The sequence below is a fragment of the Amycolatopsis ruanii genome, from assembly GCF_003385175.1.
GTDB classification, from domain to species: domain Bacteria; phylum Actinomycetota; class Actinomycetes; order Mycobacteriales; family Pseudonocardiaceae; genus Amycolatopsis_E; species Amycolatopsis_E thermalba.
On sequence record NZ_PQHY01000005.1, the window covers coordinates 157,329 to 182,115 of the forward strand.

At 71.5% G+C, this 24,787-nt stretch carries 18 protein-coding genes; 10 read left to right on the top strand and 8 right to left on the bottom strand.

Features of this window, described 5'->3' with window-relative positions; all coding sequences use genetic code 11:
* The first annotated feature begins 48 nt into the window (after positions 1–48).
* Positions 49–1,374 carry an aKG-HExxH-type peptide beta-hydroxylase gene (locus D0D28_RS04585; protein ID WP_240323095.1) on the top strand — a complete coding sequence of 442 codons (1,326 nt, stop codon included), beginning with the start codon at positions 49–51 and terminating at the stop codon, positions 1,372–1,374.
* Positions 1,375–1,379: 5 nt separating this feature from the next.
* Positions 1,380–1,580, top strand: a complete 201-nt coding sequence (locus tag D0D28_RS35485; RefSeq protein WP_162830975.1) for a hypothetical protein — start codon at positions 1,380–1,382, stop codon at positions 1,578–1,580.
* A 52-nt stretch (positions 1,581–1,632) separates the two neighbouring features.
* Here D0D28_RS35485 and D0D28_RS04590 read toward each other — a convergent pair whose 3' ends face one another.
* The 3 genes from D0D28_RS04590 to D0D28_RS04600 all read right to left on the bottom strand — a co-directional run bounded on the left by D0D28_RS04590 (position 1,633) and on the right by D0D28_RS04600 (position 6,684).
* Entirely contained in the window at positions 1,633–2,880 is a 1,248-nt protein-coding gene (locus D0D28_RS04590; protein ID WP_116109830.1) for a GTPase domain-containing protein, read from the bottom strand.
* The gene (locus tag D0D28_RS04595; protein WP_116109831.1) at positions 2,877–4,676 is read right to left on the bottom strand and encodes a dynamin family protein; all 1,800 of its coding nucleotides are present in this window, start codon (positions 4,674–4,676) and stop codon (positions 2,877–2,879) included. The genes D0D28_RS04590 and D0D28_RS04595 overlap by 4 nt, the downstream gene beginning before the upstream one ends.
* A 109-nt stretch (positions 4,677–4,785) precedes the next feature.
* Positions 4,786–6,684, bottom strand: coding sequence for an IniB N-terminal domain-containing protein (locus D0D28_RS04600; protein ID WP_116109832.1), 1,899 nt, complete (start codon positions 6,682–6,684; stop codon positions 4,786–4,788).
* A 228-nt stretch (positions 6,685–6,912) separates the two neighbouring features.
* On the opposite strand from D0D28_RS04600, the gene D0D28_RS04605 reads away from it, so the two are divergent.
* Positions 6,913–8,073, top strand: a complete 1,161-nt coding sequence (locus D0D28_RS04605; protein ID WP_094003590.1) for an Hsp70 family protein — start codon at positions 6,913–6,915, stop codon at positions 8,071–8,073.
* Positions 8,070–10,364 carry a helix-turn-helix transcriptional regulator gene (locus tag D0D28_RS37270; protein WP_116109833.1) on the top strand — a complete coding sequence of 765 codons (2,295 nt, stop codon included), beginning with the start codon at positions 8,070–8,072 and terminating at the stop codon, positions 10,362–10,364. Before D0D28_RS04605 ends, D0D28_RS37270 begins: the two co-directional genes overlap by 4 nt.
* Here the strand turns inward: D0D28_RS37270 and D0D28_RS35490 are convergent.
* The gene (locus D0D28_RS35490; protein ID WP_162830483.1) at positions 10,361–10,993 is read right to left on the bottom strand and encodes a L,D-transpeptidase; all 633 of its coding nucleotides are present in this window, start codon (positions 10,991–10,993) and stop codon (positions 10,361–10,363) included. The two genes, D0D28_RS37270 and D0D28_RS35490, sit on opposite strands and share 4 nt — an antisense overlap.
* Positions 10,994–11,699: 706 nt before the next feature.
* On the opposite strand from D0D28_RS35490, the gene D0D28_RS37460 reads away from it, so the two are divergent.
* The 5 genes from D0D28_RS37460 (at position 11,700) to D0D28_RS04640 (ending at position 19,085) form a co-directional block, all read left to right on the top strand.
* Positions 11,700–13,505 carry a rhodanese-like domain-containing protein gene (locus D0D28_RS37460; RefSeq protein WP_116109834.1) on the top strand — a complete coding sequence of 602 codons (1,806 nt, stop codon included), beginning with the start codon at positions 11,700–11,702 and terminating at the stop codon, positions 13,503–13,505.
* Between the two features lie 243 nt (positions 13,506–13,748).
* Positions 13,749–16,046, top strand: coding sequence for a molybdopterin-dependent oxidoreductase (locus D0D28_RS04625; RefSeq protein WP_116109835.1), 2,298 nt, complete (start codon positions 13,749–13,751; stop codon positions 16,044–16,046).
* A gap of 251 nt (positions 16,047–16,297) precedes the next feature.
* On the top strand, positions 16,298–17,482 hold the full coding sequence (locus D0D28_RS04630) for a sensor histidine kinase (RefSeq protein WP_094003594.1): 1,185 nt from the start codon (positions 16,298–16,300) through the stop codon (positions 17,480–17,482).
* Entirely contained in the window at positions 17,479–18,129 is a 651-nt protein-coding gene (locus D0D28_RS04635) for a response regulator (protein ID WP_116109836.1), read from the top strand. The genes D0D28_RS04630 and D0D28_RS04635 overlap by 4 nt, the downstream gene beginning before the upstream one ends.
* A gap of 257 nt (positions 18,130–18,386) precedes the next feature.
* Positions 18,387–19,085 carry a hypothetical protein gene (locus D0D28_RS04640; protein ID WP_094003596.1) on the top strand — a complete coding sequence of 233 codons (699 nt, stop codon included), beginning with the start codon at positions 18,387–18,389 and terminating at the stop codon, positions 19,083–19,085.
* A 787-nt stretch (positions 19,086–19,872) separates the two neighbouring features.
* Here the strand turns inward: D0D28_RS04640 and D0D28_RS04645 are convergent.
* The 3 genes from D0D28_RS04645 to D0D28_RS04655 form a co-directional block, all read right to left on the bottom strand.
* Positions 19,873–20,277 (bottom strand): SsgA family sporulation/cell division regulator, encoded by a 405-nt coding sequence (locus tag D0D28_RS04645; protein WP_116109837.1) that lies wholly within the window; start codon positions 20,275–20,277, stop codon positions 19,873–19,875.
* A 153-nt stretch (positions 20,278–20,430) separates the two neighbouring features.
* Positions 20,431–20,907 carry an Lrp/AsnC family transcriptional regulator gene (locus D0D28_RS04650; protein WP_094003633.1) on the bottom strand — a complete coding sequence of 159 codons (477 nt, stop codon included), beginning with the start codon at positions 20,905–20,907 and terminating at the stop codon, positions 20,431–20,433.
* Positions 20,908–20,944: 37 nt separating this feature from the next.
* Positions 20,945–22,054 (bottom strand): winged helix DNA-binding domain-containing protein, encoded by a 1,110-nt coding sequence (locus D0D28_RS04655; RefSeq protein ID WP_116109838.1) that lies wholly within the window; start codon positions 22,052–22,054, stop codon positions 20,945–20,947.
* Between the two features lie 119 nt (positions 22,055–22,173).
* On the opposite strand from D0D28_RS04655, the gene D0D28_RS04660 reads away from it, so the two are divergent.
* Positions 22,174–23,181: a beta-ketoacyl-ACP synthase III gene (locus tag D0D28_RS04660; RefSeq protein ID WP_116109839.1), complete on the top strand. Its 1,008-nt coding sequence runs from the start codon at positions 22,174–22,176 to the stop codon at positions 23,179–23,181.
* Here D0D28_RS04660 and D0D28_RS04665 read toward each other — a convergent pair.
* Positions 23,178–24,659 (bottom strand): adenylate/guanylate cyclase domain-containing protein, encoded by a 1,482-nt coding sequence (locus D0D28_RS04665; protein WP_094003600.1) that lies wholly within the window; start codon positions 24,657–24,659, stop codon positions 23,178–23,180. The two genes, D0D28_RS04660 and D0D28_RS04665, sit on opposite strands and share 4 nt — an antisense overlap.
* Positions 24,660–24,787 lie beyond the last annotated feature (128 nt).

Sequence of the window (24,787 nt, forward strand, 5' to 3'; positions counted from 1 at the left end):
CCAGACCCGTACCTGGCGTCTGTTGTCTGACAAGATGGCCCGTTGCGGGTGCGCTCGGGCGTGGCTGTAATCTCGCGCGGTCCACAGGCTGGTCCTTCTAGCGGAAGCCGCGCACGGATGAATTCCAGATCTGCTTGGCCGGACGCCACGGCCGTTCACGCGGCACTGGCGCCCGCCCATGCGGTGCTCGAGGAGCGCCGGGCGCTCTACCGGCTGGCGGTCGAACTGCTGCTCCCGGGACGGGCTCCGGTACCGCCGGAGCAGCTCGACAGCCCCCTTTTCCGGTTCCAGGTCGGCGAAGCGCTGGCGGGACGACGTCCGATCACTTCCGATCTCGGCGACGACCTCGATTGCGTCGTGACCGAGCTGGTGGCGGGCCCGTCCACGTTGAAGGTGGCGACCGGAGACCGGGCCGGTGCCGTGCTCGCGGAGGCTCTTCGGGTCATCCACGCGCAGAGCCTGTCCGGTGGTCGTCCGCCGCGCGTGCTGACCGGGGACGACGAGGCCTTGGCCGTCGTCTCGGCCGGCCTGGACAAGGTCCGGGCGGTGAGCCCGGCGCTGGCCGGCGACCTCGTGGCGCACGTCGACCTGCTCGTGGTCCTCGATCCGGCCACGTCCGGCGGATTGGTGTCGGCGTCGTCCCGGCTCTTCCCGGGGATGATCCTCATCGATCGGCCGGATGCTGCTTACGAAGTCGCCGAGGCGATCATCCACGAGGGCGCCCATCAGAAGTTCTTCGATCTCGCCATCACCCGCGACTTCCTCGGCCCGGATCCGGCGGACGGGCGCACCTTCCGGCCGTCGTGGTCGGCGGCGGTGTGGCCGGTGGAACAGGTCATCGCCGCGTTCCACGCCTACGCGTGCCTGGCGCAATTCGCCGAAGACGTGTGGGCGCGGAACGAGAACAGCGAACTCGGCACGAATTCGTTGCTTCCCCGCGCTCGCGAGCGCGCGACGGAGATCGGGCGCTGGCTCCGCGGCGCGGAGGACACGCTGGAAATCGACGCCAAGTGGTTGCTGCGCACCCTGTTGTGTGATGAGGACGCGCCCACTCTTTCCCAACCTGTCACCCGTCCGGTGCCGCCCGGCTACTACACGCTGGACCCGCTGCTGCGCATCGCCCGGATGGAGACCACCCGCAGAGTGCTCGTCGGCCGTCCCGGCGACCCACCGGAACTGCACTGGCTCGACGGGGACGCGGCCGAACTGGTGGTGCGGCTTAGCCGGGCGCCCTCCGGGCTATCCCTGGCGGAAATCGAGTCCGGTATGCGGCCGGTGCTCGCCGCTCTGTTCGAGGCGACCTTGGTTCGTGCGACCGGCGCGGCAGGAGTACCGTCCTCTTCGGACGGATCAACACGTCGGAAAGGAAACTGATGTCAGTGCAATGGGATCCCCGCCGGGAACGCGATAACCGGCCCGGGGAATTGGTGGTGCCCAGCGCGGATGCGATTGATTCTCCGGTGAATCCGATGATCGGCCGTCAGCCTTACGGTCAGCCGATCGCTCGCGTGAACTTCTTCCGCCGGATGCCCCAGGGCGGCACCGCCTACCTCAAGCCCGCCGACTCCACCGAGGACTGAACCGGCCGGGCTCGTCGACCCGGGCGAGCCCACGGCCATGTGACGAACGGCGTCAGATCGTCCCGTTCGCCATCGCTTCGCAGCTGCGCAACACGACTGCCGCGGCGCGACGCTCCCCGGCGCTCAGCTCCGGGTTCTCCGCCTGGTCCCGCCACCGCCGCACGGCGAGCAGCACCGGCTCCGCCCCCAGCCGCTCGGTCCGCGACGTTCCCGCGGCACCGATCAACCGCAGGGCTTCCGCCTTCAGGTCCGCCGAAAAAGACGTCCGTCCGGTTTGCAGCGCGGCCACCAGCCGCAGCTCCCGGAAATCGTGGGCACCGGCCAGCAACCGTTCCAGTTCGGTCGCCAACCCGGCCGCGGCCGGGCGCGGTTCCATGCGCAGCACCACTTCCAGCCCGATCAACGCCGACCGCGCCTTGAGCGCGTCCCGCCGCGCCACGAAGTACCCGTCGATCGCCTCGCGCAGGTCGGCCAGGCCGCTGCGCGGCACGAGCTGACCGGCCAGCGCCGGCAACGTGTCCGCGCCGCGGCGGATCAACGTCAACGCCAGCCGCACGCCGAAGATCCCGAAGCGGGCGAGCAACGCGGCGCGGTCGGACGCGGCCACCGGCGCCGGGAACTCCGCCGCCGCGAACCGGTCCGCCGACAGCAACCGCGGCTCCAGCTCCTCCCGCGGCACGGCCGCGAGCGCTCGCAGCACCGCGAACTCCGGCTCGGTCAGCGTGCGCGCCGCCGCGGCCAGCAGCCCGGCCACCGGCACGACGTCCTGGCACAGCCCGGCCACCTCGGGCGCAACCCGGTAGCGGCGCGCGACCTGCCGGGCCGAGATCACGGCGTCCACCCGGCCGCCACCCAGCTCGTCCGCCCGCGACAGCACGACCAGCGCGTTCACGGCCGCCGCTCGCGCGACCGGGTGGTCCTGCAGCGTGTGCAGGAACGACAAATCGGCCTCGGACGGGCGCCGCACGAGGTAGAGGACCGCGTCGGCGTCCATGCAGATCCCCTCGATCGTGCTCGGCGCCGCACCGCCGTCGATCGCCGGCGTGTCCATCAGCATCAGCTCGTCCGGTGAGCGGCCCGGCGAGGTCCGGAACCACGTCATCTCACCCTGCGGCGGCTCCCCGGCCAGCGCGGCGACCAGCGTCGACCGGCCCGAGCCGCGCGGCCCCACCACCGCCAGCCGGAGCGGGTCGTCGAACCGGGTCAGCTGGCGCTGCAACCAGCTCGTCGCCCGCGGGCTGTCCTGGTAGACCTCCAGCGCCTCCTGCAGGACCGCGCGCGTCCTCGCGGCCAGGCTCACGCGGTGATCCCCCGCTGGGTCGGCAGCTGCGCGGGCGTGGCCAGCGCCTGGGCCCGGCGGCGCAGCACGTTCAGCTCGTCCATCATCCGCCGGATCTCGTTCGCCCGGACCGTGCGACGGGTGGTGTCGTCGTCGATGGCCTGCTTGAACGTCTTCGCGGTTTCGGTGATCTCGCCACGCAGCTCGTCGGCGACCCCGTTGAGCCGGTCGCGCAGCGCGCGGTGGATCTGCCGCGCGGTGTCCTTGCTGTGCTTGCCGTAGCGCAGGAAGAAGTCGTCCACGTACCGGTGCGCGGCGGTCTTCGCGGCGTGCTGGCGCCGCTTGAGCCGGTTGCCGCGCTCCTCGAACACGCTCTTCGCGCCGAAGGCCGCGCCCGCGCCGAGCGAGATCGGGTTGATCAGCGGCAGGCCGGCGATGGTGGTCGCGAGACCGAACATCAGCAGGCCGCTGTAGGACCCGCGCATGCCGACGAAGAGCTTCTGCCCGACGCTGAACCGCTCGACCCGCGGCATCCGCAGGTCCCCGACCGCGTCACCGGGCACCTCGCGCGGCAGCGAGTCGGGCAGCGCGTCTTCGCGGTGCGGAGCGACCTGCCGCGCGATCTTGCGCGCGATCCACTCGAACCGGTCGAGCAGCCATTCGGAGTTCGTCTCGGCGACCGTGGTGAGGTTATCCCGCAGCCACTCCTCGAACTCGGGCCACGTCTTCGCCGGGTCCGCGGTCTCGAAGTACTCGTCGACCTCGACCAGGATCTTGCGGGTCCGGTCGCGCAGGTCGAACTCGACGTCCGAGATCAGGTCGGACACCTCGTCGGACAGCAGCGTCTGCCACCGGTTCGCGTCCCGCTGCAGCCTCTCCAGACGTCGTCCCGCGGCGTGCCAGCGGGCGACCGCGTCGCCGTTGTCCGGCTGCTGCGTCGCGGCGTACTCCTCGGTCAGGGAGTTCTGCAGGGCCTCGACGGTGGTGGTGCTCAGCGCGGCGACCGAGCGGCGCGCCAGCAGGTCCGCCTGGCCGGGGAGGTCCTGGTGCAGGCACTTGACCAGCTCGCCGAACCCGGACTCGGCGTTGAGCGCCTGGTCGCCGGTTTTCGCCGCGGCCAGCCGCAGCGCCGCCGAAACCGGGACCAGCGACGCCATCAGCCCGCGCTGGTCGAGGCGGTTGCGGTTGCGCTGCGCCACCGCCCGCCAGCCCGGGACCAGATCGATCTTGGTGAGCACCACGAGCACGGTCGGGCACAGCCGGACGACCTGTTCGAGCAGCTGGATCTCCGACGCCGACAGCTCGCTCGTGGCGTCGGTGGCCATCAGCACGGCGTCCGCCGAGTCGACGGTCTCCATGGCCGCCCGCGCCGGTGTGTCGACCAGCGCCAGGCCGCCGGACAGCAGCGCGCGGGGCAGGCCGACCTCGGCCCGCACGACCGGTGGACCGCTCACGGCGACCGCTTCCCGATTGGCCTGCCCGGTGACCGACTCGACCGGGACCGGCTGCCGGGCGGGACCTTCGATGGCCCGCGGACCGGCCGTGACGACGGCCGCGGTGGGGGTCTCGGCGTGCGTGACGACGGCCGGGACGGTGGTCGTCGCGTCCTCGCCGACCGCGCACACCGGCGCGTTGACCAGGGCGTTCACCAGCTGGCTCTTGCCCTGGCCGGACTCGCCGATCACGACCACCCGCAGCTGCTCGTCGAGCAGCTGAGCTCTGCGTCTGCGGATGCGATCGACCAGATCAGGACGCCGTTGGGTGGCGCAGACGTGGGCGGTGTCGTCCAGTACGTCGAGCCAGGGCGGTGCAAGCACGCGGAGGAGTGTGCCGTGTCGTGACCAAAACGTGAAGCGGCGGGGTCCGTTCTGAGACGAACCCCGCCGCTCCGTCGGTGAGTGGTAGCCGCGCCGTTGCGGCTACCGGTCAGTGACCCAGGGGCAGATCGCCGTGCAGGTTGTCGAGGTCAGCGGCCTCGGGCAGCGGCGCGTGGTTCAGCGGGCCGATCGCGTCGGCCAGCGGGCTGTCGGTCACGGACACGATCTCCTTGACCGGGTCGGTGGTCAGCGCGTGCTCGACGTGGTTGGTCACCTCGGGCAGCGGGTTCGCGACCGGCAGGTGCGGCAGGCCCTGCGGCAGCTCGGCGCCGAAGTGGACCGGCAGATCACCGGGCGCCTCGGCCGGGATCATGGTCGGGACGGCGGCGGGCAGCACGGACGGCACGCCGGGGGCGGCAGGCAGGTCGCTGGCGAGGTCCGCGGCCTGGTGGCCGGCGTCGGAGATCGCCGTGCCGGCCTGGGCGCCACCGTTGGTGACCAGCTCACCGGCCTGCGCGCCGCCGAGGGTCAGGTACTCGCCGAGGGTGGCCGAGTGCTGGGCGACGCCGCCGCCGACCAGGTCACCACCGATCGAGATGTAGTCGGCGATCGTGCCGGCGGCCGGCTCGGCGCGGCCGAGGACGTCCGAGTCGAGCGAACCGGCCAGGTCACCGGCCTCGTCGAAGCTCGGCAGGCCGTCAAGGCTCGGGGCGTCGGCGGGGGTGCCGTCCACGCCGAGGGTGTAGGTGCCGAGGGCCGAGTCGGTGCGGGCGCCCGCGAGGACGGCGTCCTCGGTGGCGGTCAGACCGCCCTGCAGCTCACCCTCGTTGTTCTCGACGGCGAAGCCGCCGGTGAAGCCCTCGGTGCTGCCCGCGGCGCTGCCGATGAAGGCACCGGCCGGGGTACCGGCGGTGCCGGCGACGCCCGCGCCCTCCGCGGCGGCGGCGGCCGCGGCGGCGCCTTCGGCCAGGTCACCCTCGTAGGAGACGGTGGTGGCGTAGCCGTCGGCGGAGCCGGCGCTCGTGGTGTCGAAGCGGCCCACGCCCGGGACGTCCAGGTCGGGCGCGGTGAACGGCTCGTCGCCCAGCGACGGCGCGTCCACCGGCAGCGAGCCCAGCGTGTCGAAGTCGACGGGCAGGCCGCCGGTCTCCGGCAGCTCGGTCAGGCCGACGGCCGCGGCGAGGCCGGTGACGTCCTCGGTGCCGACCGGCAGGGCGCCCGCGTCCAGCGGCAGAGCGCTCGCGTCGACCGGCAGGCCGGTCAGCTCGCTCGGCACGTCGGCGCGCTCGGTGCTCACCGTCGGCAGGGACGGCAGCTCGCCCAGGGCGGGCAGCTCGACCGGGAGGCCGGGCACCGCGTTCTGCAGGCCCTCGACCTCGGGCAGCGACACCGCGGAGCTGCTCAGATCGGGCGCCTCGACGGGCAGCGTGTTGACCGGCAGGTCGCTGACGGGGAGGTCGCCGACGGGCAGGTCGTTGCGCGCGTCCAGCGGGAGGCCGTCGAGGGCGGGGACGTTCAGCGGCAGGTCGCCCAGCGGCAGGTCGCCCAGCGGCAGGTCGCCCAGCTCGGGCAGCTCGACCGGCAGGTCGCCCAGGTCGGCGGTCGGGCCGCCGAGCAGCTCCTCGCCGAGCGGCAGGGCCGAGGTGTCGACCGGCAGGGCCGGGGTCTCGACGGGCAGGTCGGCGCGGGCCGGGACGTCCAGGGGCAGCTCGGGGGTCGCGACGGGCAGCGCGTCAGCGGCGTCCGCGACGGCCTGCAGCTGGGCGATGGCGCCCTGCAGGTCGGTCACGTCGGCGTCCAGCGGCAGCGCGGACAGCGCGTCGGCCAGCGGCGCGGGAGCGTAGTCGGCGACCAGCGGGGCGACTTCCTGGATGTCCTGCGGCGTGACGTCGCTCAAGCCGGCGGCGGCGAGCGCGCTGGTCGGGTCGGCGGCGAACGCCGACCGGGCAGCCTCGTCGTTCAGGAGGTTGAGCACGAACTCGTGCAGGTTCTGGGCGGGGAGAGACAAGGAATATCTCCGCGGATCTCGGGGGGTTTGAAACCGGACAAGGCGTCCAGGGTGCACCGCAGGACGCCTCGGCCGAACCTAGTGACCGTTCCGTTACCGAGGCATCGGGGATAGGTCCGCAACCTTGGGTGAGGTCATCGGGGCCAGCGGTTAGGGGATTAGGGGATGTGACCCCAACGGGCGACTTTGGTACGAAGGGGCGACCCCGTGAGTGAGGATTCAACCCCTATGCGTCACGTTCTCGGCATCGACATCGGCAGCACCGGCATCGCCGCTGCCGTGTGCCGTGACGTGGGCGAACGCTGGTCGGAGCCGGTGTCCGGGCCCCCGGTGGAGTCCGTCGTGCACGTCGCTCCGGACGCGACCGTGTCGGTCGGCGCGGAGGCGTTGCGGCGCTCGGTCGTGGAACCGGACCGGGTGGCGCGGGGATTCCTGCGCCGCATCGGCGATGACGTTCCGTTCCTGCTTGGTGACGAATTGTACACGTCAGAGGCGCTGACCGCGGCCGTCGCGGGCTGGGTCGTCGACCAGGTCGCCGCCGACGAAGGCGAGCCGGCCGAGCGCATCGCGGTCACGCACCCGCCGTCCTGGGGCACCTACCGGCGCAAGCTGCTGCTCGACGCGCTGGGCGCGGCCGGGCTACCGCCCGCGATCCTGCTGCCGACGCCGGTCGCCGCCGCGGAGGGGCACCTCGCGCGGGAGCGGATCGACCCGCAGACCCTCGTCGCGGTGTGCCGGATCGGCGGCGAGCACGCCGACCTCGCCGTGCTGCGGCGCGGACCCGCGACGTTCGACCTGGTCACGCACGCCGAGCCGGCCGAGCCGGCGGCTGGGAAGGCGCTCGACGACCTGCTGTTCGCCCACGTCCACGAGCGGTGCGGCGACGTGGCGCCCTCGGCGTTGCGGCTGGTGTGCGCCGAGGCCAAGGAGCGGCTCTCGACGCTGCCCGAGACCGAGATCGGGCCGGTGCGGGTGACGCGCGCCGAGTTCGACCGGCTGGCGCGGCCCGGCCTGCTCGCGACGCTGGACCCGCTGCGCCGGTACGAGCGGCTGAGCGCGGTGCTGCTGGTCGGTGGCACGGCGGCGGTGCCGCTCCTGGCCGAGCTGGCCGGCGAGCTGACCGGCTGCCGGGTGGTCGCCGAGCCGGAACCGGCCTTCGCGGTCGCGCGCGGAGCGGCGCTGGTCGCGCGGCTGCGGGAAGGCGCAGCGGTCGAGTCGACCGCGCTCGTGCCGAAGGTGACCGGCTTTCCCGACCTGGAACCCGAAGACGTGTACGACGACGAACCCGTTCCGCCGCGGCCGCCCGTCGTACTGACCCCGCTCGAACCGCCCCGCCGCCGGTTCGCGCCCTCCCGCCGCGGCGGCTCCCGAAGCGAGGACGACGAGTGATCCTGCTGGACGAACCCACCGAGCGGGTCTGCGCGGCGATCAAAACCGGTCAGCTCGCGCCGGTCCGCCTCGCGATCGTGGCCCCCGGCGGCTACGGCAAGACCGCCGTGCTCGACCACCTCGCCGGCGCGCCCGGCGTGCGGCTGGTCGACGACGCCCACCTGCTGACCGACGCCGAACTGTCCGAAGTGGCCCGTCAGCTCGACGACGAGTCGGCCGGGCTGGTCATCGCGGCCCGCCCGCACCCGCGGCCGGCCGCGCTGAACCAGGTGCTCGGCCGGCTGACCGGGCAGCTGGTGCTGCGGCCGTTCGACCGGCCGCGCACGGAGACGTTCCTGTCCAGGGCCGGGCGGCCGCTGGCCGTCGACTCCGTGCTGGCGCAGACCGGCGGCGTGCCTGGGTTCGTGCGCCTGCTGGCCGGCGGCGACGGTGAGCTGGTCGCGGCGTTCCGGCACGAGCTGGACCAGGCCGGCGAGGATTCGCTGTGCTACCTGCTCGCGGTCGAGGCCGGGGCCGATCCGGACCTGCTCGCCGCGCTGAAGCTGCCCGCGTCGACGGTCGAAGCGGTGCGGGCGACCGGCTACCTGGGGCCGGACGGGCGGCTGCTGCCGGTCGCCGCGCGGGCCCTGCGGGAGCTGGTGCCCGCCGACCGGCGGATCGCCCTGCGGCTGCGGCTCATCCGGCGGCAGCTCGACCGCAGCGGGCCGGTGCTGAGCCTGGTCCGGCCGCTGATCGGGGCCGGTGTGACCGGGGCGGACGTGGCGACGGCGTTCGAGGTGGCCGCCGGTGAGGCGACCGGGGAGCCGGCGCTGGCCGCGCGGTTGTACGAGGCGGCGGTGCGGGCCGGGCGGCCGGCCGCGGCGGTGGGAACCCGGTGGGCCGAGGCGGTCGCGCGAGCCGGGGACTTCGACACGGCGCTGCAGCTGGCCGACCAGGTGATCGGCTCGGACGACGCGGCGGACCGGGCGGAGGGGGCGCAGGTCGCGGGCGCGGCGCTGGCGCACCGGGGCCAGCTGGCCCGCAGCGCGGAGCTGTTCCAGTGGTCGGACACCGCGGCCGCGCGCTGTTTCGCGGTGATCGGCCTGACCGGGTCCGGGCGGCTCGCGGAGGCGGAGAAGCTGCTGGACAAGTCCTCAGTGGACGGTCCGCCGACGTTGCTCGCCGGTGCCGTGTCGTCGGCGGCTCGTGGTGTGCTGGAGTCGGTGACGGATCAGCCGACGGTGGCACTGTCCACTTTGATCCGTTCGGCGGAGATGCTGGAGCCGGTGTCGGACCGGGTGCTGCTGCCGGACAGCCCGGCGGCGCTGGGCGCGCTGGTGGCGCTGCACTCGGGTGAGGCGGCGATCGCCGAGCCGTTGCTGGAGCGGGCGGTGTCGTCGGGCGTGCTGGTGCCGCGGCACCGGTTGCTGCTGGCGTGGATCGCGATGCTGCGCGGCGACGAGGAGGGCGCGAACGCGCAGCTGCGGTCGGCGGGGGAGCAGTTGTCGCCGCGGGACTGGTTGTTCGCGGTCGGGTTGCGGGTCGGGCTGGCGCGCCGGGCGAGCGACCTGGCCGGGTTGCGGCGGATCTGGATCCAGGCGCGCGAGGCGGTGGTCCGGCACCCGGTCGACCTGTTCACGTTCCTGCCGTTCGGCGAGTTCGAGGTGGCGGCGGCGCGACTCGGGGAGCGGGACCGGCTGGCGCCGCACCTGCGGCAGGCGCGGGAGCTGCTGGCCGGGCTGGGCGACCCGCCGTTGTGGGCGAGCGCGTTGCACTGGAGCGGTCTGCACGCGGCGGTGATCGCGGAGCAGCCGGAGGAGGCGGCCGCGCACGCCGAGGCTTTGGCGGAGGCGGCGTCGGAGGGCCCGTACTTCGCGACGATCGCGCGGGCGGCGGGGTGCTGGCTGAAGGTGCTGGGCGGCGAGGTCGACGCGCCGGAGGTCGAGTCGGCGGCGCGTGACCTGCACGGGGTCGGCCTGTGCTGGGACGGCGCGCGGCTGGCCGGCCAGGCGGCGATCCGGACGTCCGACCGCAAGGCGATGGTGACCCTGCTGGACTGCGCCCGTGTGCTCCAGGGCCGGCCGGGCCGGGAAGCGGTGGAGCACACGGGCGGGGTGCGGCTGAGCGAGCGGGAGCGGCAGGTCGCGGAGCTCGTGGTCGCCGGGTTGACGTACAAGCAGATCGGTGATCGCTTGTTCATCTCGGCGAAGACGGTCGAGCACCACATGGCGCGGATGCGGCAGCGCCTGGGGGCGGGCAGCCGCGGTGAGCTGCTGGCTGAGCTGCGGGAGATCGTGCAGGTGGCGTCCTAGCGGACGACCTGCACGGTGTCCCCGGCCGCCAGGGTGCTGAAGAACTTCTGCGAGGCGCTGGTCGACAGGTGGATGCAGCCGTGCGAGTACTTGGACAGGCTGCCCTGGTGGAAGGCGATGCCGGGCTGGAAGAAGACCGAGTTCGGCATGGGGGCGTCGAACTCGCGGCTGTGGTAGTCCTTGACCTTGTGTGAGACGCGGAAGGTCCCGACCGGCGTCGGGTCGCTGGCCGAGCCGGGCATGATCTGGACGGGGCCGTAGACGACCTCGCCGTCCTTGAGGAGCCAGGCCTTCTTCGCGGAGAGGTCGACACAGGCGTCGACGGTGGCCGCGCACGGCACACCCGCCGGGGCCTGAGCCTTGGTGGTGGTGGTCTTCTTGGTGGTGGTCTTCGAACTGGTCGAGGGCTTCGTGGTGGTGCTGGTCGTCGAGGGCGCGGCCGAGCTGGTCGACGGCGTGGTGGTGCTGGGAGCGGCGGTGCTGGTGGTGGTGGGCGCTGTGGTGGGCGCGCCGGTGGTCACGGCGACCTGCTGCACGTCCGCGGCCTGCTGGGCACCACCCCCACAGGCGGTGAGCACGAGAGCAGCGCCCACGGCGGCGACGGCCAGCACCAGCTTCTTGACGGTCACTTGTACGTTCCCCCAGCGTTCGGATGATCCCTACAAGCGCAAAGACGCCCCACGGGGAGCCGTGGTTGAGCGCAAGAGGTCACGATCTTGTTGCACCGCGTTTGAGGGCGAGGATTTCGCCCGGCGGGTGAGCGTGGTGCTGCTGGTACCGCATTGTCACGGTCAGCTACGCCGCATCCGCACTCGATCGGCACCCGGACCTGCGGCCCGCGCCCCCGGCATGCGGGCCCGCAGCCTGCGGCCGCGCCTGTGGTTGGATCCCGCCCGCGGCCTGCGGCCGCGCCTGTGGTTGGACCCTGCCCGCGGCCTGCGGCCGCGCATGCGGTTGGACCCCGCCCGCGCCGGACACCTGCGCCTGCGACTGGCACTCGCACTGGGCATCCCAACCCCGGGCCGCACCCACCCGAGGCCGGCACCCTACCCGCAGCCGGGCGCCGCACCTGTGGCTGGCACCCGCGCCCGCACGGGGCATCCCACCTGCGACACCGTCCCCTGCGGACAGCACTGCCTTCCGGCCAGCACCGGCCCCTCTAACCAGGACCGTTCCCTCCCACGAGCGCCATCCCTCCCACGAGCGCCATCCCTCCGGCGAGTGCCGTCCCGATCCTCCCCCGGACCGTCATCCCCGCACCGTCCCTGCCACAGCACCGTCACCCCACCCAGCACCGTCGCCCCCCACCCACCATCGGTCCGGCACCATGGGCCCATGCGCTACGTCATCATCGGAGCGGGCGCGGTCGGCTCGACCGTCGCCGCTCAGCTCCACCTCGCCGGCATTCCGGCCGTGCTCATCGCGCGCGGCGAGCACGGCGCCAAGATCCGCGAGCGCGGGTTGCGGTACTTCCGGCCCACGGGCGAGCAGCTCGTCCCGGTGCCGGTCGCCGGCAACGCTGAGGAGGTCGAACTCGCTCCGGATGACGTCCTGGTCGTGGCCACCAAGACCCAGAACACCGAGGAGGTCCTCCAGGAGTGGTCGTGGCTCCCGGCCGGCGCCGGTCTGGCCGCCGACCTGCCGGTGCTGATGCTGCAGAACGGCCTGGAGAACGAACGCGCGGCATTGCGCCGCTTCGCCACGGTGTTCGGGGCGTCCCTGTGGATGCCGACGACCTACCTGGAACCCGGCGAGGTCAGCGCCCAGGGCGCCCAACTGCCGGGCATCCTGTGGCTCGGCCAGTTCCCGTCCGGTGACGACCCGCGCCTCGACACCATCGCCGCCGACCTGCGCACCGCCGGCTTCGGCGTCCAGCTCGTGCCGGACCTGCTGCGTTGGAAGGCGGGGAAACTCCTCGCCAACCTCGGCAACGCCGTCGACGCTCTCTTCGGTCCCGACGACCGCACGGCATCGCTCGGCCGCGAGCTGCGCGCCGAGGGCCGTCGGGTGCTGGCCGCGGCAGGCATCGATCCGGTCAATTTGCGCGAAGCATCCGAAATAGACACTTCGGCCTCGGACCCCGCCGAGATCCCGGGGCGTCCGCGCGCCGGCAGCTCGACCCGGCAAAGCCTCGCCCGCGGTGCCGGATCGGTGGAGGGCGATTTCCTCAACGGCGAAATCGTCCTGCTCGGACGGTTGCACGGAGTTCCGGCCCCGCTCAACGCCGCGATGCAGCGCCGCCTCGCGCTCGCCGCCGCGCGTGGTGAGTCGCCGGGTTCGGCCGACCCATCCGAGATCGACCTGCCCCGGCCGCCGGTCCTCATCAGCGCCGATGAACTGCAACGGCAGCTCGACTCGTCTGCCCCACCTGTTCTGCTGGACGTGCGGTGGGCGCTGGGCGATCCGAACGGACATCGTCACTACCTCGACGGGCACCTGCCGGGCGCGGTGTACGTGGACCTCGACACCGAGCTGGCCACACCGCCGTCCCCCGCCGAGGGACGCCACCCGCTACCGGACATCGAAGCTTTCCAGGCGGCCGCACGTCGCTGGGGCGTCCGCGAAGGCTCGTCCGTCGTGGCCTACGACAACAGCGGCAACCTCGCCGCCGCCCGCGCCTGGTGGCTGCTCCGCTGGGCGGGTGTCGCGGACGTCCGGCTCCTCGACGGCGGACTCGCCGCGTGGGGCGACAGGCCCCTGGAGACCGGTTTCGGCCGCACGCCCGAGCCGGGCGACGTCGTGCTCAAGCCCGGTCACCTGCCCGTTCTCTCGATCGACGAGACTGCGGCCCTGCCGGCCGAGGGCACGCTGCTCGACGCCAGGGCCGGCGAGCGCTACCGCGGCGAGCAGGAGCCCGTCGACCCGCGCGCCGGGCACATTCCCGGTGCTGTCAGCGCGCCGACCGGTGACAACCTCGCCACCGACGGCCGGTTCCGACCGGCCGCCGAACTCGCGGCCCGCTTCCGCGACCTGGGCGTCACCGCAGGCCCAGTGGGGGTGTACTGCGGTTCCGGTGTGACCGCGGCGCACGAGATCGCAGCGCTGGCCATCGCCGGGATCGACGCGGCCCTCTACCCCGGCTCGTGGTCGCAGTGGTCGAACCAGCCCGACCGTCCCGCGGCAACGGGCCCGAACCCGTAGCCGGAGCACCGACGCGCTGCTCGGGTCGGCTGTCTCACGCAACTGAGCCGGCCCGGGCAGCACGTATCGCCACCCTTTGATCGCCGTTCACGAACGTCACGGCGAGGCGGCCATGCACGACGTGAGCAACCCCGCAGCTTGCCTGCCATCGCCACCGATCCCCGGTGGTCAGCCCGTCTTGCCCACGGACTTCACCGTCTCACAGCACGATCGGTCACCATCCTTCCTGGTAGTTGTAGACGTATGCGCTTGCGGCCGAGCACCTCGCACTGGGGCGCCTTCTCAGCCGGACTCGATGAGAACGGTCACCTCCAGGTCTCCGCACACCCCGAGGATCCGGCGCCGTCGCCTCTGCTCGGCAATCTGCCCAGCGCCTTGACCGACCCCACCCGGATCGCGGCGCCGGCGATCCGACGAGGGTGGCTGGAGCGCGGGCCTGGCCCGGATCCGAAGCGCGGCCACGAGGACTTCGTCGAAGTCGGCTGGGACGAGGCTCTCGATTTGCTCTCGGCGGAACTCCTCCGGGTGCGGTCCGAACACGGCAACGAGGCGATCTACGGCGGCTCCTACGGCTGGGCGAGCGCCGGCCGGTTCCATCACGCCCAGAGCCAGTTGCACCGGTTCCTCAACGCTTTCGGTGGTTTCACCTCCTCTCGCAACACCTACAGCTACGGCACCAGCGCGGTGGTGCTCCCGCACGTCGTCGGCACCGCCACCGACGTCCTGCGCAACGGTTCGAGCTGGCCGACGATCGTGGCGAACACCGAACTCCTCGTGGCTTTCGGCGGAGTGCCCGAGAAGAACGTCTTCGTCACGCCCGGCGGAGTCACCCGGCACCACACCCCCGGTTTCCTGGCTCAGCTCGCCGACCGGGACGTCGAGGTCGCCCTGATCAGTCCGCTGCGCGCCGACCTGCCGGCGCGGCTCGACGTGCGGTGGTATCCCATCCGCCCCGCGACCGACACCGCGCTCATGCTCGCCCTCGCGCACACCCTTGCGGTCGAGGGCCTGCATGATCGACGGTTCCTGGACCGCTACTGCACCGGCTACGACGAGTTCGAGCGCTACCTCCTCGGTCTTGACGACGGAATCGTCAAGGATGCCGCCTGGGCCAGTGCCCTGACCGACATCCCGGCCGCGGAGATCGTCGACCTCGCCCGACGCATGGCCGCACGTCGCACCTTCATCACCGTCACCTGGAGCCTCCAGCGCATCGAGCACGGCGAGCAGCCCGTCTGGGCGGCCATCGCGCTGGCCGCCATGCTCGGTCAAATCGGACTGCCCGGTGGCGGTTTCGGCCACGGGTACGGCTCCATGGGCGACACCGGTGACACCGGCCCGGACTTCCGGGTGCCCTACTTGTCGCAGGGGATCAACCCTGTCAAGCAGTACATTCCGGTGGCCCGGATCGCGGACATGCTCCTCAGACCCGGCACCCGCTACCAGTACGACGGTGCGGAACGCACCTACCCGGACATCCGCCTCGTGTACTGGGCCGGTGGCAACCCCTTTCACCATCACCAGGACCTCAACCGGCTACGGAGCGCCTTCGCGCAGCCCGACACCGTCGTCGTGCACGAGCCCTTCTGGACCGCCACCGCACGGCACGCGGACATCGTCCTGCCCACCACGACGGCGTTGGAGCGCGAGGACTTCGGCTGCGGCCGCCGCGACAGCCATCTCATCGCGATGCACCGGGTCGCCGAGCCTCGTGCGCAGGCCCGGGACGACCACACGATCTTCGCCGGACTGGCTGCCCGGCTGGGTATCGAGGAAACGTTCACCGAGGGGCGCACCGCACGCGAGTGGCTCGAGCATCTTTATGGCTCGTGGCGACAGCACCTGGCCGGGAAGGGCTTCTCCGTACCGTCCTTTCCGGAATTCTGGGAGATGGGCGAGTACCGCTTGCCGAACACGGAAACCGACCGGACGCTCTGGGCCGACTTCCGCGCCGACCCCGTCGCCCATCGCCTCCCGACCCCGAGCGGCAGGATCGAGATCGTCTCCGAGCGCGTGGCCTCGTTCGGCTACGACGACTGTCCCGGCCACCCCGCCTGGCTGGAGCCCGTCGAGTGGCTCGGCGGCGAGCGAGCGAGCCGATTCCCGTTGGTGCTCATCGCCAATCAGCCCCACACCCGTCTGCACGGCCAGCTCGACGGTGGCGCTGTCAGCCAGGCGGCGAAGGTCGCGGGCCGGGAGGCCGTCCACCTGCACCCCGAGGACGCCGGCCCTCGCGGCATCAAGGAGGGCGATGTGGTCCGGATCTTCAACGACCGCGGCGCTTGCCTGGCCGGAGCGGTTCTCACCACCGATCTTCGTCCTGGCGTGGTACAGCTGCCGACGGGTGCCTGGTTCGATCCCGCCGGAACCATCTGCGTCCACGGCAATCCCAACGTGCTGACCGCGGACCTGCCGTCGTCGCAACTGTCCCAGGGGTGCACGGGACAGCACGTGCTCGTCGAGATGGAGCGTTTCGCGGGTGAACCACCTGGCATTGTCGTGAATCGACCACCGGCCATCTCGCGCAAGCGCGACATGTAGATCCGCAGGGTGGTCGGGATGTGCTCCATGAGTGCTCCTCGTCGTCGATTTCGCTTGTACCGCAGCAGATCCGGCTGGTCGCGCCGTCTGCGGTGTCCTCGACGATACAGGAATATCGAATTTGTGTTCTAACCCGATCGATGGATTCTTCCTCCGGTGGCTGCAAATATCTGTCTTTCGGTAGATGGTGCGCACGGATCGATTCGTGCATTCTCGAATCACGACCACACCACCGAGCGAGGAGATCGGACATGGACACCACGACCGGGAGCAGCCGGCGGATGAAGCTCGAACTGGGTTGGCCTGTCCCGGTTCTCGGCGCCGTATGCGCGATGCTCGCGGCAATGCCCGCGGGAACGGTGCTCGCCACCACCTCGACCCTCGTGGTTCTCCTTGTTGCGCTGGGGATCGCGATGCATCGTGCTCGACGACCCAAGGTCACCGTCGCGGCCTCGGTTGCCGCTGCCAGCAGCTCGCTCGTGGCGACGTTCGGGAGCGGCGATGTGGTCGATCAGAGCCTCAGCTCGTGGTTGCTCATGGAGAGCGCGCTCCTGCTGTGTGTCCTCGTCCAGGCGGTCCGGCAGACGAGGGGGCCAGGGACACTGCTGTCAGCCGGGGCAGTGACGAGCGCGGTCGTTCTGGCGCCGTTGAGGCTCGCGAGCAGTCCTCGAGCGTCGCCTGGGATGGCGTCGGCAAGCGAATGGTGCTTCGGCTGGGGATTGCTGGCGGCTTGCGCCTTGGCGGTCGGTATGTACTTGCGGTTCCTCGACGAAGTGCGGGAGGAGTCGATTCGCGCGGCACGACGCGAGCAACGCGTGCGGCTCGCGAGTGACCTGCACGACTGGCTCGGTCACGAGGTGACCGGGCTGGTTCTGGAGGCTCAGGCGGCGCGGATCAACGACCGTGAACCGGTCGAGGTACGCCGTGCGTTGGAGCGCATCGAAGGAGCGGGCGTCCGTGTCCTCGACTCGATCGACAGGGCTTTGTGCTGGTTGCGTGCCGACGATGGCGCTGCCGGGATGGTCGACTGGGAGCGGCAGGCGACGATGGCCGACATCCCAGCCCTGGTGAACCGGTTCGGGGCGCTCGGGTCGGTGCGGGTGGAGCTGGACCTGGATGACCAGGTGAGGGATGTGCGCCCGGAGATCGCGCGGACCGTGCACCGGATCGTCCTGGAAGCGCTTACGAATGTCCGAAGGCATGCCCCGGCGGCCCGTCAGGTGTCCGTGGCGGTGCGCCGCAACGGTGCGCACGTGATCGTCCGGGTGGTCAACGACGGCGTGCGACGCCAGGGGTTGCTCAAGCGGGCTCGTGGCGGAGGCTCCGGACTGCGGGGACTGGCCGAACGGGCCATCGCACTGGGTGGAACCTCCTGGGCGGGACCAATGGGGCAGGCCGGCTGGGCGGTACACGCCGTGCTGCCGGTGGTCTCGTGACTGCGATCAGAGTGTTCGTTGCGGATGATCAGGAGGTGGTTCGCCGCAACCTGCGACACATCTTGGAGGCCGAAGACGATCTTGAGGTGATCGGCGAGGCAGCTGATGGTGAGTCGGCGGTGAAGCGGGCACGAGAGTTGAGGCCGGACGTCCTGTTGGTCGACGTTCGGATGCCGGGACGCGACGGGTTGTCCGTGACGCGGGTACTTGCCGGCCCGGACGTGGTGGATCCGTTGCGCGTCATAGTGATCACGACGTTCGAACTCGACGACTACGCGCGCGCCGCGATCCAGAACGGAGCCTGCGGGTTCCTTCTCAAGAGATCAGGGCCCGGACTGCTGGTCGAAGGTGTCCGCGCGGCGGTTTCGGGCGACATGCTGATCAGCCCGCAGATGACCCTCCGGCTCTTCCGGCATATGGGCAGGCCGGCTGTCGGTAGTCGGCGGCCAGGGGTGCTGTCCGGCCGGGAATGGGAGATCGTGCGTCTCGTCTCGCAGGCGAGGACGAACGCGGAGATCGCGCAGTCCTTGGGAATCACGGTGGGAACAGTGAAAACACACCTGAGGAGCATCCAGCGGAAGCTGGACCTGCGTAACCGGGTCGCGATCGCGGCATGGGGGTGGGAAACCAGCGTGAAGGGGGCATGAGAAGTCAGGAGGTAACAACACGTAGAGCGACGGGAGAGGAGCGGTGACTACGGTCCGCATGATTTGTGCAGCTGATCATCACCCGATGGAGTTATCTTTTTCCATGATCGGGGAAAGTGAGAGTCTCTCGGCATGGACGCACTCATCGCGCTGGTAGCTTTTGCCGAGCCGTAGCTGGCTCTGTGGGGTGGTCGAGTGACGCCCGCCGAGCGGCAAGGCATTGGGGAAGGTCCACGCCGTGCCGATGGAGGGTGTTGATGGCGCGCACGATCCTGCGTGACAGGTCGGATGACCTCGTGCGGAGCGTGCAACTGGCGGACCGTACGGGAATTGTGGCGGCCAGTGCGCCCAAGCCCATCGAGGCGCACGCGGACGACGAGTCGATCCTCGCGGGCTTTGCGTCGGTGTCCGGACAGCTCGGCCTCGCGCTCGAGCCGGTGACTGATCGGCCCGGGCCGGGTGAGGAGCGGCGCCTGCTCCGTCGGGTCCGGCGCAACTTGCTGGTCGCTGTTGCGGCCCTCGTGCTCGTCGGTGTCGGGTGGATCGCGGGTGGCACGTTCGGTTTCGGTCACGGCTCGGACACCACGCCGGCAGTGGCGGCTGGGGTCGTGCCGAGCGCCGTTCCTGCGGCGCCGGTGCAACCGCCTCCGAGCACGAGTCCCGTTCCTCAGGTGCCGGTGACGACGCAGCCAAGTGCGCCTCCTCAGCCGTCGAAGACTTCTCCGTCGACGAAGAAGAAGGTGACTCCGACCCAGACGGCGCCTTCGGGACATGGCGAGGCGCGCAACGGCCCGGTCGAGGAGACCAGCAAGCAGAACAAGCCACTCGCTCGGGCGATCGATGAGCAGATCCAGCAGCTGTTCCAGGTCTGGACGTGGAGCCAGCCCGACCTGCGCGGTGACTTCGACGAGGACCAGGACCGGTCACCGAGGTACTTCGGGCCGCTGGGGCGTTGACCACTCGGCGGGCGGTGCTGCACGGCCCGGAGGAATCGGCCAGTGGGGCCGCGCGCGTGATGTTTGCCGGGTCTCGACGACACGCTGGGGACGGCACCGGGGACGGCCTGCGTCGACGCCAGTCGGCGTGCGGGACTGAAGCGGGTATGAGGTCAACCGGGCTGGGGCCGCGCCGCGGGTTGGGCTTGGAGTGGGCTGTCTTTGGGGCACGGTGGAGCCGACCAGGCACGACGCGGGGTCGACCGAGCTGTTTGGCGCGCCGTGGGGCGGGCTTCGAGTGGGGTCGCTCCCCGCGGCGAGTCGGCCCGGCGTGAGCGCAAGGTCAGTCCATTTGGTGAGGTGGGTGGGCTCCGAGTGGGCTGGTTCCTCGGGTGAGCTGGCCCGGCGTGAGCGTGAGGTCAGTCGAGGTGCCTTTGGTGAGGTGGGTGGGCTTTGAGTGGGCTGGCTCGCTGGGGTGTGCCAGCCGGGTGTGAGCGCGAGGTCAGTCGAGGTGGGGTGGCGCCGTTGCTGGGCTTGCAACGGGTGGTATCCGGGGTTGGCGCCGTGAGGTGGGGCTTCTGACGCGTGGCGTCGGGGAGCGGCCGCACGTTGGGGCGCGTTGGTGCGGGCGACCGCCGGGGTGTGTGGCGGAGCCGGCATGGCAACGTCGGTGCAGGTGAACGGCTGGGATCAGCTGAATCGGCGTGACATTGTGTGGGAGCGCCGTGGGGGGCTGGGCGAGGCTGCCCGAGTCCGGATCGGCGGGGCTGAAACTGGCACCGCAGCGTGGGGTGCGCGGTGCCAGGCGTCAGACGTTCGTGATCTCGTCGATGAAGGCGTCCACGTCGAAGCGGTCGCTCTCCGTGCCCAGCGGAACGAGGTCCGTAGCGGCGTCGAGGAAGCGCTCCACGTCCTCGCGCTCGATTTCCACCAGCGCGTAGCCGTCGGGGGACTCGATCTCCAGGATCAGGATTCCCTCGTCGGTCGACAGATCCGGGCGCACGCGCACGTCGCCGATGCCGGCGGGCTCCCGCAGGCCCGTGACGAGCAGTTCGCGGGCGAAGGTCCACTCCACCCAACGGCCACGCTCCGTGCGGAACGCGATGTTCACGGCGAACGGCTCGCTCGCGACGTACGACAGTCGAGACAGGACTGGAGCACTGGAGCCGTTGAGCGACACGAACTGGCTCTGGGTGACGGTATCGGTGTTCACGTGCCACCTCTCGCGGTCTTGGTTCGCGCTCCCGGCGCGAACTGGTCGGACAGCGATGAGATGTAAGCGGACGCCGAAAATGATGCGTCGCGGACGACTTTCACGCGATCGGCTGCAAAATCTTCCAACCTGTAACACGCGCGCCCACCCCGATCAGCCCCCGTTCAGGGGAACGGTCAGCCCCACCTTGACGCGGTCCATCGCGACGCTCGTCGTGAAGTGCCGCACCTCGCCGTTGTCGAAGAACATGCGGCGGGTGAACGCCTCGAACTCCCCCATGTCCCGGCACTGCACGACCAGGATGAAGTCCGCCGACCCCGTAACGTAGTAGCACTGTTGCACAGCGGAGTCAGCCAGCACCTGCTTCCGGAACGCCTCCAGCACCTCCAGCCGCTCGCGCTCCATCTCCACCATCACGATGAACGTCATGTGGACCCCGACCGACGCCGGATCGATCACCGCGACCTCACGCGAGATCACGCCGGCATGCCGCAACCGCTTGATGCGGCGCTGCACCGCGGCGGCGGACAGACCCACCTCGGCGCCGATCGCCTCGGCGATCGTGCGTGAGTCGTCCTGCAGGCGTTTCAGAATCTCGTAGTCGAGTTTGTCCAGGTCAGCGGCGGGCACCACCGCATCGTAACCACAACCCCGCCTGCGACGCGGCTCACGCAAGGGGTGCGAAGCGGATGTCGCCGGCATCTTCGCCGACAGCGAACCGCAGCAACCGCGCCCCCTCGTCCTCCAGCGCTGCCCTGTCCTTTGTGGAGAAACGCTCGTACGGCTCGATCTCCAGTGTCGCGGCGTTCCGCGACCGCGCGATCCGCCAGCTGCCCCGCACCAGCCCGTCGACCAGGAGCGTCCCCGGGAACACCCCGTTCGGCACCCCGAACACCCGCTTGCGCGCGTCGTCGGGCAGCACCCGGGTCCGGTCGGTGTGGGACAGCAGCAGGTTGTAGAACTCGGCGATGAACCGCGGCGGGGCGGGCGTCGCCGGATCCGGGCGCGGCGCTTCGGGCAGGTCGAACACCTCCCGGCCCTGCTCGGTCCGGAACACGCGCAGCCGCGGACGCAACCGGTCGACCACTTCACCGAGCCGGGTCAGTCCGCTCCACGCCTGCACGTCCGCCACGCTCGCCGGCCCGAACGCCGCCAGGTACCGCGACACGAGATCGTCCAGCGAGCCGTCCCGATCCAGCGGTCGGCCGAGCCAGTCCGCCGCCGTCGCCAGAGTTGTCCGCCCGCTGCGGCCCCACACCGCCCGCGGCGGGACCTGCACCAGCGGGAGCAGGCCGCGCGCCGCGTGGGCGAGCGCCGCAGGCGGCGTGTCCGGCCACTGCTCCGCAAGCCGTTTGCCCAGGGCGGCCGGGGTGTGCGGCTCCTCCGCCAGCACCGCACGCGCCCGGTCCGCGACCTCGCCCAGATCAAGCGGGGCAAGCGGTTTCTTGTACGCCGTGTTCGTGCGCAGATCCCGGTCGAACAGCGGCTGCACGAGCGGACGCAACCACAGGCAGTCCTCCGCCGTCACCAGGTGCACCGTGCCGCGCATCAACGCGATCCGGACCACCTGCCGGTCGAGCAGGAGCTGCCCGAGCTGCTCGGGCCGGAAGCCGTGCAGGCGTGACCACAGCCCGTAGTAGGGCGGGAACGGCGCCTGCGCCTGGAGTCCACAGAGGTGCCGGACGGCTTCGAGCGGTGTGACTTCCGCCGCCCGCAGCAGCAGTTGGCGGGCGAGCAGCGCGCGGTTGAGCGCCCGGGGCCCCAGCGTGTCCGGCATGACCGAACCCTAGAACCTACCGGTGACAGTTCTGGTCCGCGTAGTCCTTTAGTGGGCCGCTTTTGTGACCTGGAACACAACTCACCGGTCTACCCAGGGGTAGCCCCTACAAGTGTTGCATGCATGAAGGACACCACGCGGTCCTTGCCGGCCTGGGAGCCTGGCTGCCGCCGCGGGTGGTGGACAACGACGACCTCGCCCGGCATCTGGACACCTCTGACGAATGGATCCGCGCCCGCACCGGCATCGGTGAGCGCCGCATCGCCGACCCCGACACGTCCACAGTGGACATGGCCGTCGCCGCGGGACGGAACGCCTTGCGCAGCGCCGGCACCGACACGGTCGACGCGGTGGTGCTCGCGACCGCGACGCCCGACCAGCTCTGCCCGGCCAGCGCCCCGCAGGTCGCCTCGGCGCTGGGGCTCAGCGGTGTCGCCGCCTTCGACGTCAACGCCGTCTGCAGTGGCTTCATCTACGCCCTGGCCACGGCGGCGGGCATGATCGCCGGCGGGATGGCCGGCCGGGTGCTCGTCGTGGGCGCGGACGCCTTCAGCCGTTACTGCGACCCCGGCGACCGCACCACCGTGCCGATCTTCGGCGACGGTGCCGGCGCGGTCGTGCTGCGGGCCGAGACCGCCGACGAGCCCGGCGCGCTGGGCCCGTTCGACCTGCACAGCGAGGGTGAGAACGCCGACCTGCTGATCGTCCCGGCCGGCGGCGCGAAACAGCGCCAGTCGGACAACCCGCACGACTACTTCCTCACGATGCAGGGCACCGCGGTGTTCCGGCACGCCTGCGCGCGCATGGCCGAGTCGGCGCGCGCCGTGCTGGGCCGGTCCGGGCTGGGCGTCGGCGACGTGGACCGGTTCGTCGGTCACCAGGCCAACATCCGCATCCTGCAGGCCACCGCCAAGCAGCTGGGCATGGCGAACGACCGGGTGGTGGCGAACATCGAGCGCGTCGGCAACACGAGCGCCGCCTCGATCCCGCTCGCGCTGGCCGACGCCTGCGACGACGGCGATCTCCAGCCTGGTCACCGGGTGCTGCTGACCGCGTTCGGCGCCGGCCTGACGTGGGGTTCGACGCTGCTGACCTGGCCCGACGTCAAGCCGGGCGGCGAGGCCTAGTTCGTCCAGGTCTTCGTGGGCGTGTCCCGCCCGCGGAGCTGGATCGTCTCGTGGCGGGACCACCGCGCCTGCTCACTGGCCGTGGCCTGCGACCACAGGCTGTCGCTGGCGAGGGTGCGGCCGGGCACGTGTTTCGCGTGCTCGGTCAGCCGCGCCGCTTCGTTCACCGCGTCGCCGATGACCGTGTACTCGAGCCGGCTGCTGCTGCCCAGCTGCCCCGCGAACACCCGGCCCCACGCGACGCCGATGCCCAGGTCCAGCTCGCCCTCCTCGCGGACCGCGTCCCGGATGGCGCGTGCCGCGGACAGGGCGGCGGTCGCCGGATCGGACAACCGGGTCGGCGCGCCGAAGACGCACAACGCCGCGTCGCCCTGGAACTTGTTGACCAGCCCACCGCGTGCGTCGACGGCCGACACCACGTGGTCGAACAACCGGTTCAGCTTGCGCACGATCTCCTCGGGCGGCAGCCGGTAGGCCAGGGCGGTCGAGTCCACGACGTCGACGAACAGCGCCGCCACCTCCCGCACGTCGCCGCTGAGGGACGCCCCGTGCTCCAGGGCGTGCCGGGCGACGTCGATGCCGACGTGCCTGCCGAACAGGTCGCGTAGCCGGTCCTGTTCGCGCAGCCCGGCGACCATGCTGTTGACCGACACCTGGAGCGAGCCGATCTCGCTGGCGTCGTCGACCCGGACCGAAACGTCCTTGCGGCCGCGGGTGATCAGGCCGACCGCCATCCGCAGCCGGTGCAGTGGCGCGGCGACCGCCCGCGCGAGCAGCGCGGTGCCGAGCGCACCGGAGATGAGCCCGACGATCGACAGCATGATCAGGCTGGCGGTCTCGTCGGCGTTGCCGATGTTCGGCGGCGCGGCGACGATCAGCACCCCGAGCAGCGGAACGCCACTCGCCACGGCCCAGGTGATCGCGAGGCGCGACAGGACGCTGACCGAGACCGCGTTGCGCGGTGGGCTCACCTCGAGGGCGAGGATCAGGATCGGGCGCGCGACCCACTCCGCCGCCAGGTACATGAGGCCCACGGTGAGCAGCCCGCCGAGGCCGACGGCGAGGGTGACGCCCAGGGCGTCGAGCGCGGAGCCGAGGATGCTGGTGAGGGTGCCGAGGATGATCGTGCCGCCGAGCCAGAGGGTGCCGCTGACCAGTGCGAGGTCGCGCGGCAGGCGGAGCGCGCGGCGGGCTTCCGGCGGCGTCGGGCGGCGGCCCTGGGCGAACCAGACGGCGGTGCGGCGGTGCAGGATGGCCGACCACGCGGAGCCCACGAGCACCGACAGCAGGACGTAGGCGCCGGCGCAGGTGAGCAGGACCCAGGTGCGGGTGCCCATTTCGGCGGGGATGCCCTGGAGGAACAGCAGCAACCCGACGGCCGCGGCGCCACACACACTCGACCCGACGCCGAGCACCACGAACCCCAGCCCCGTGCGCAGCACCACGCGGAACTTCGCGAGCTGGGCGAGCTTCGGCACGCAGGTGATCGTATTGCCCCGGCGGGGGCGGGGCGCGTTGTTTCGGCGAGCGGTTCGGTGGGGGTGCCTCGGTGGCGCACGGATGGGGCGCGGCGGAAGCGAGCCGGTGGCGGCGCTGGGGGGTTGGG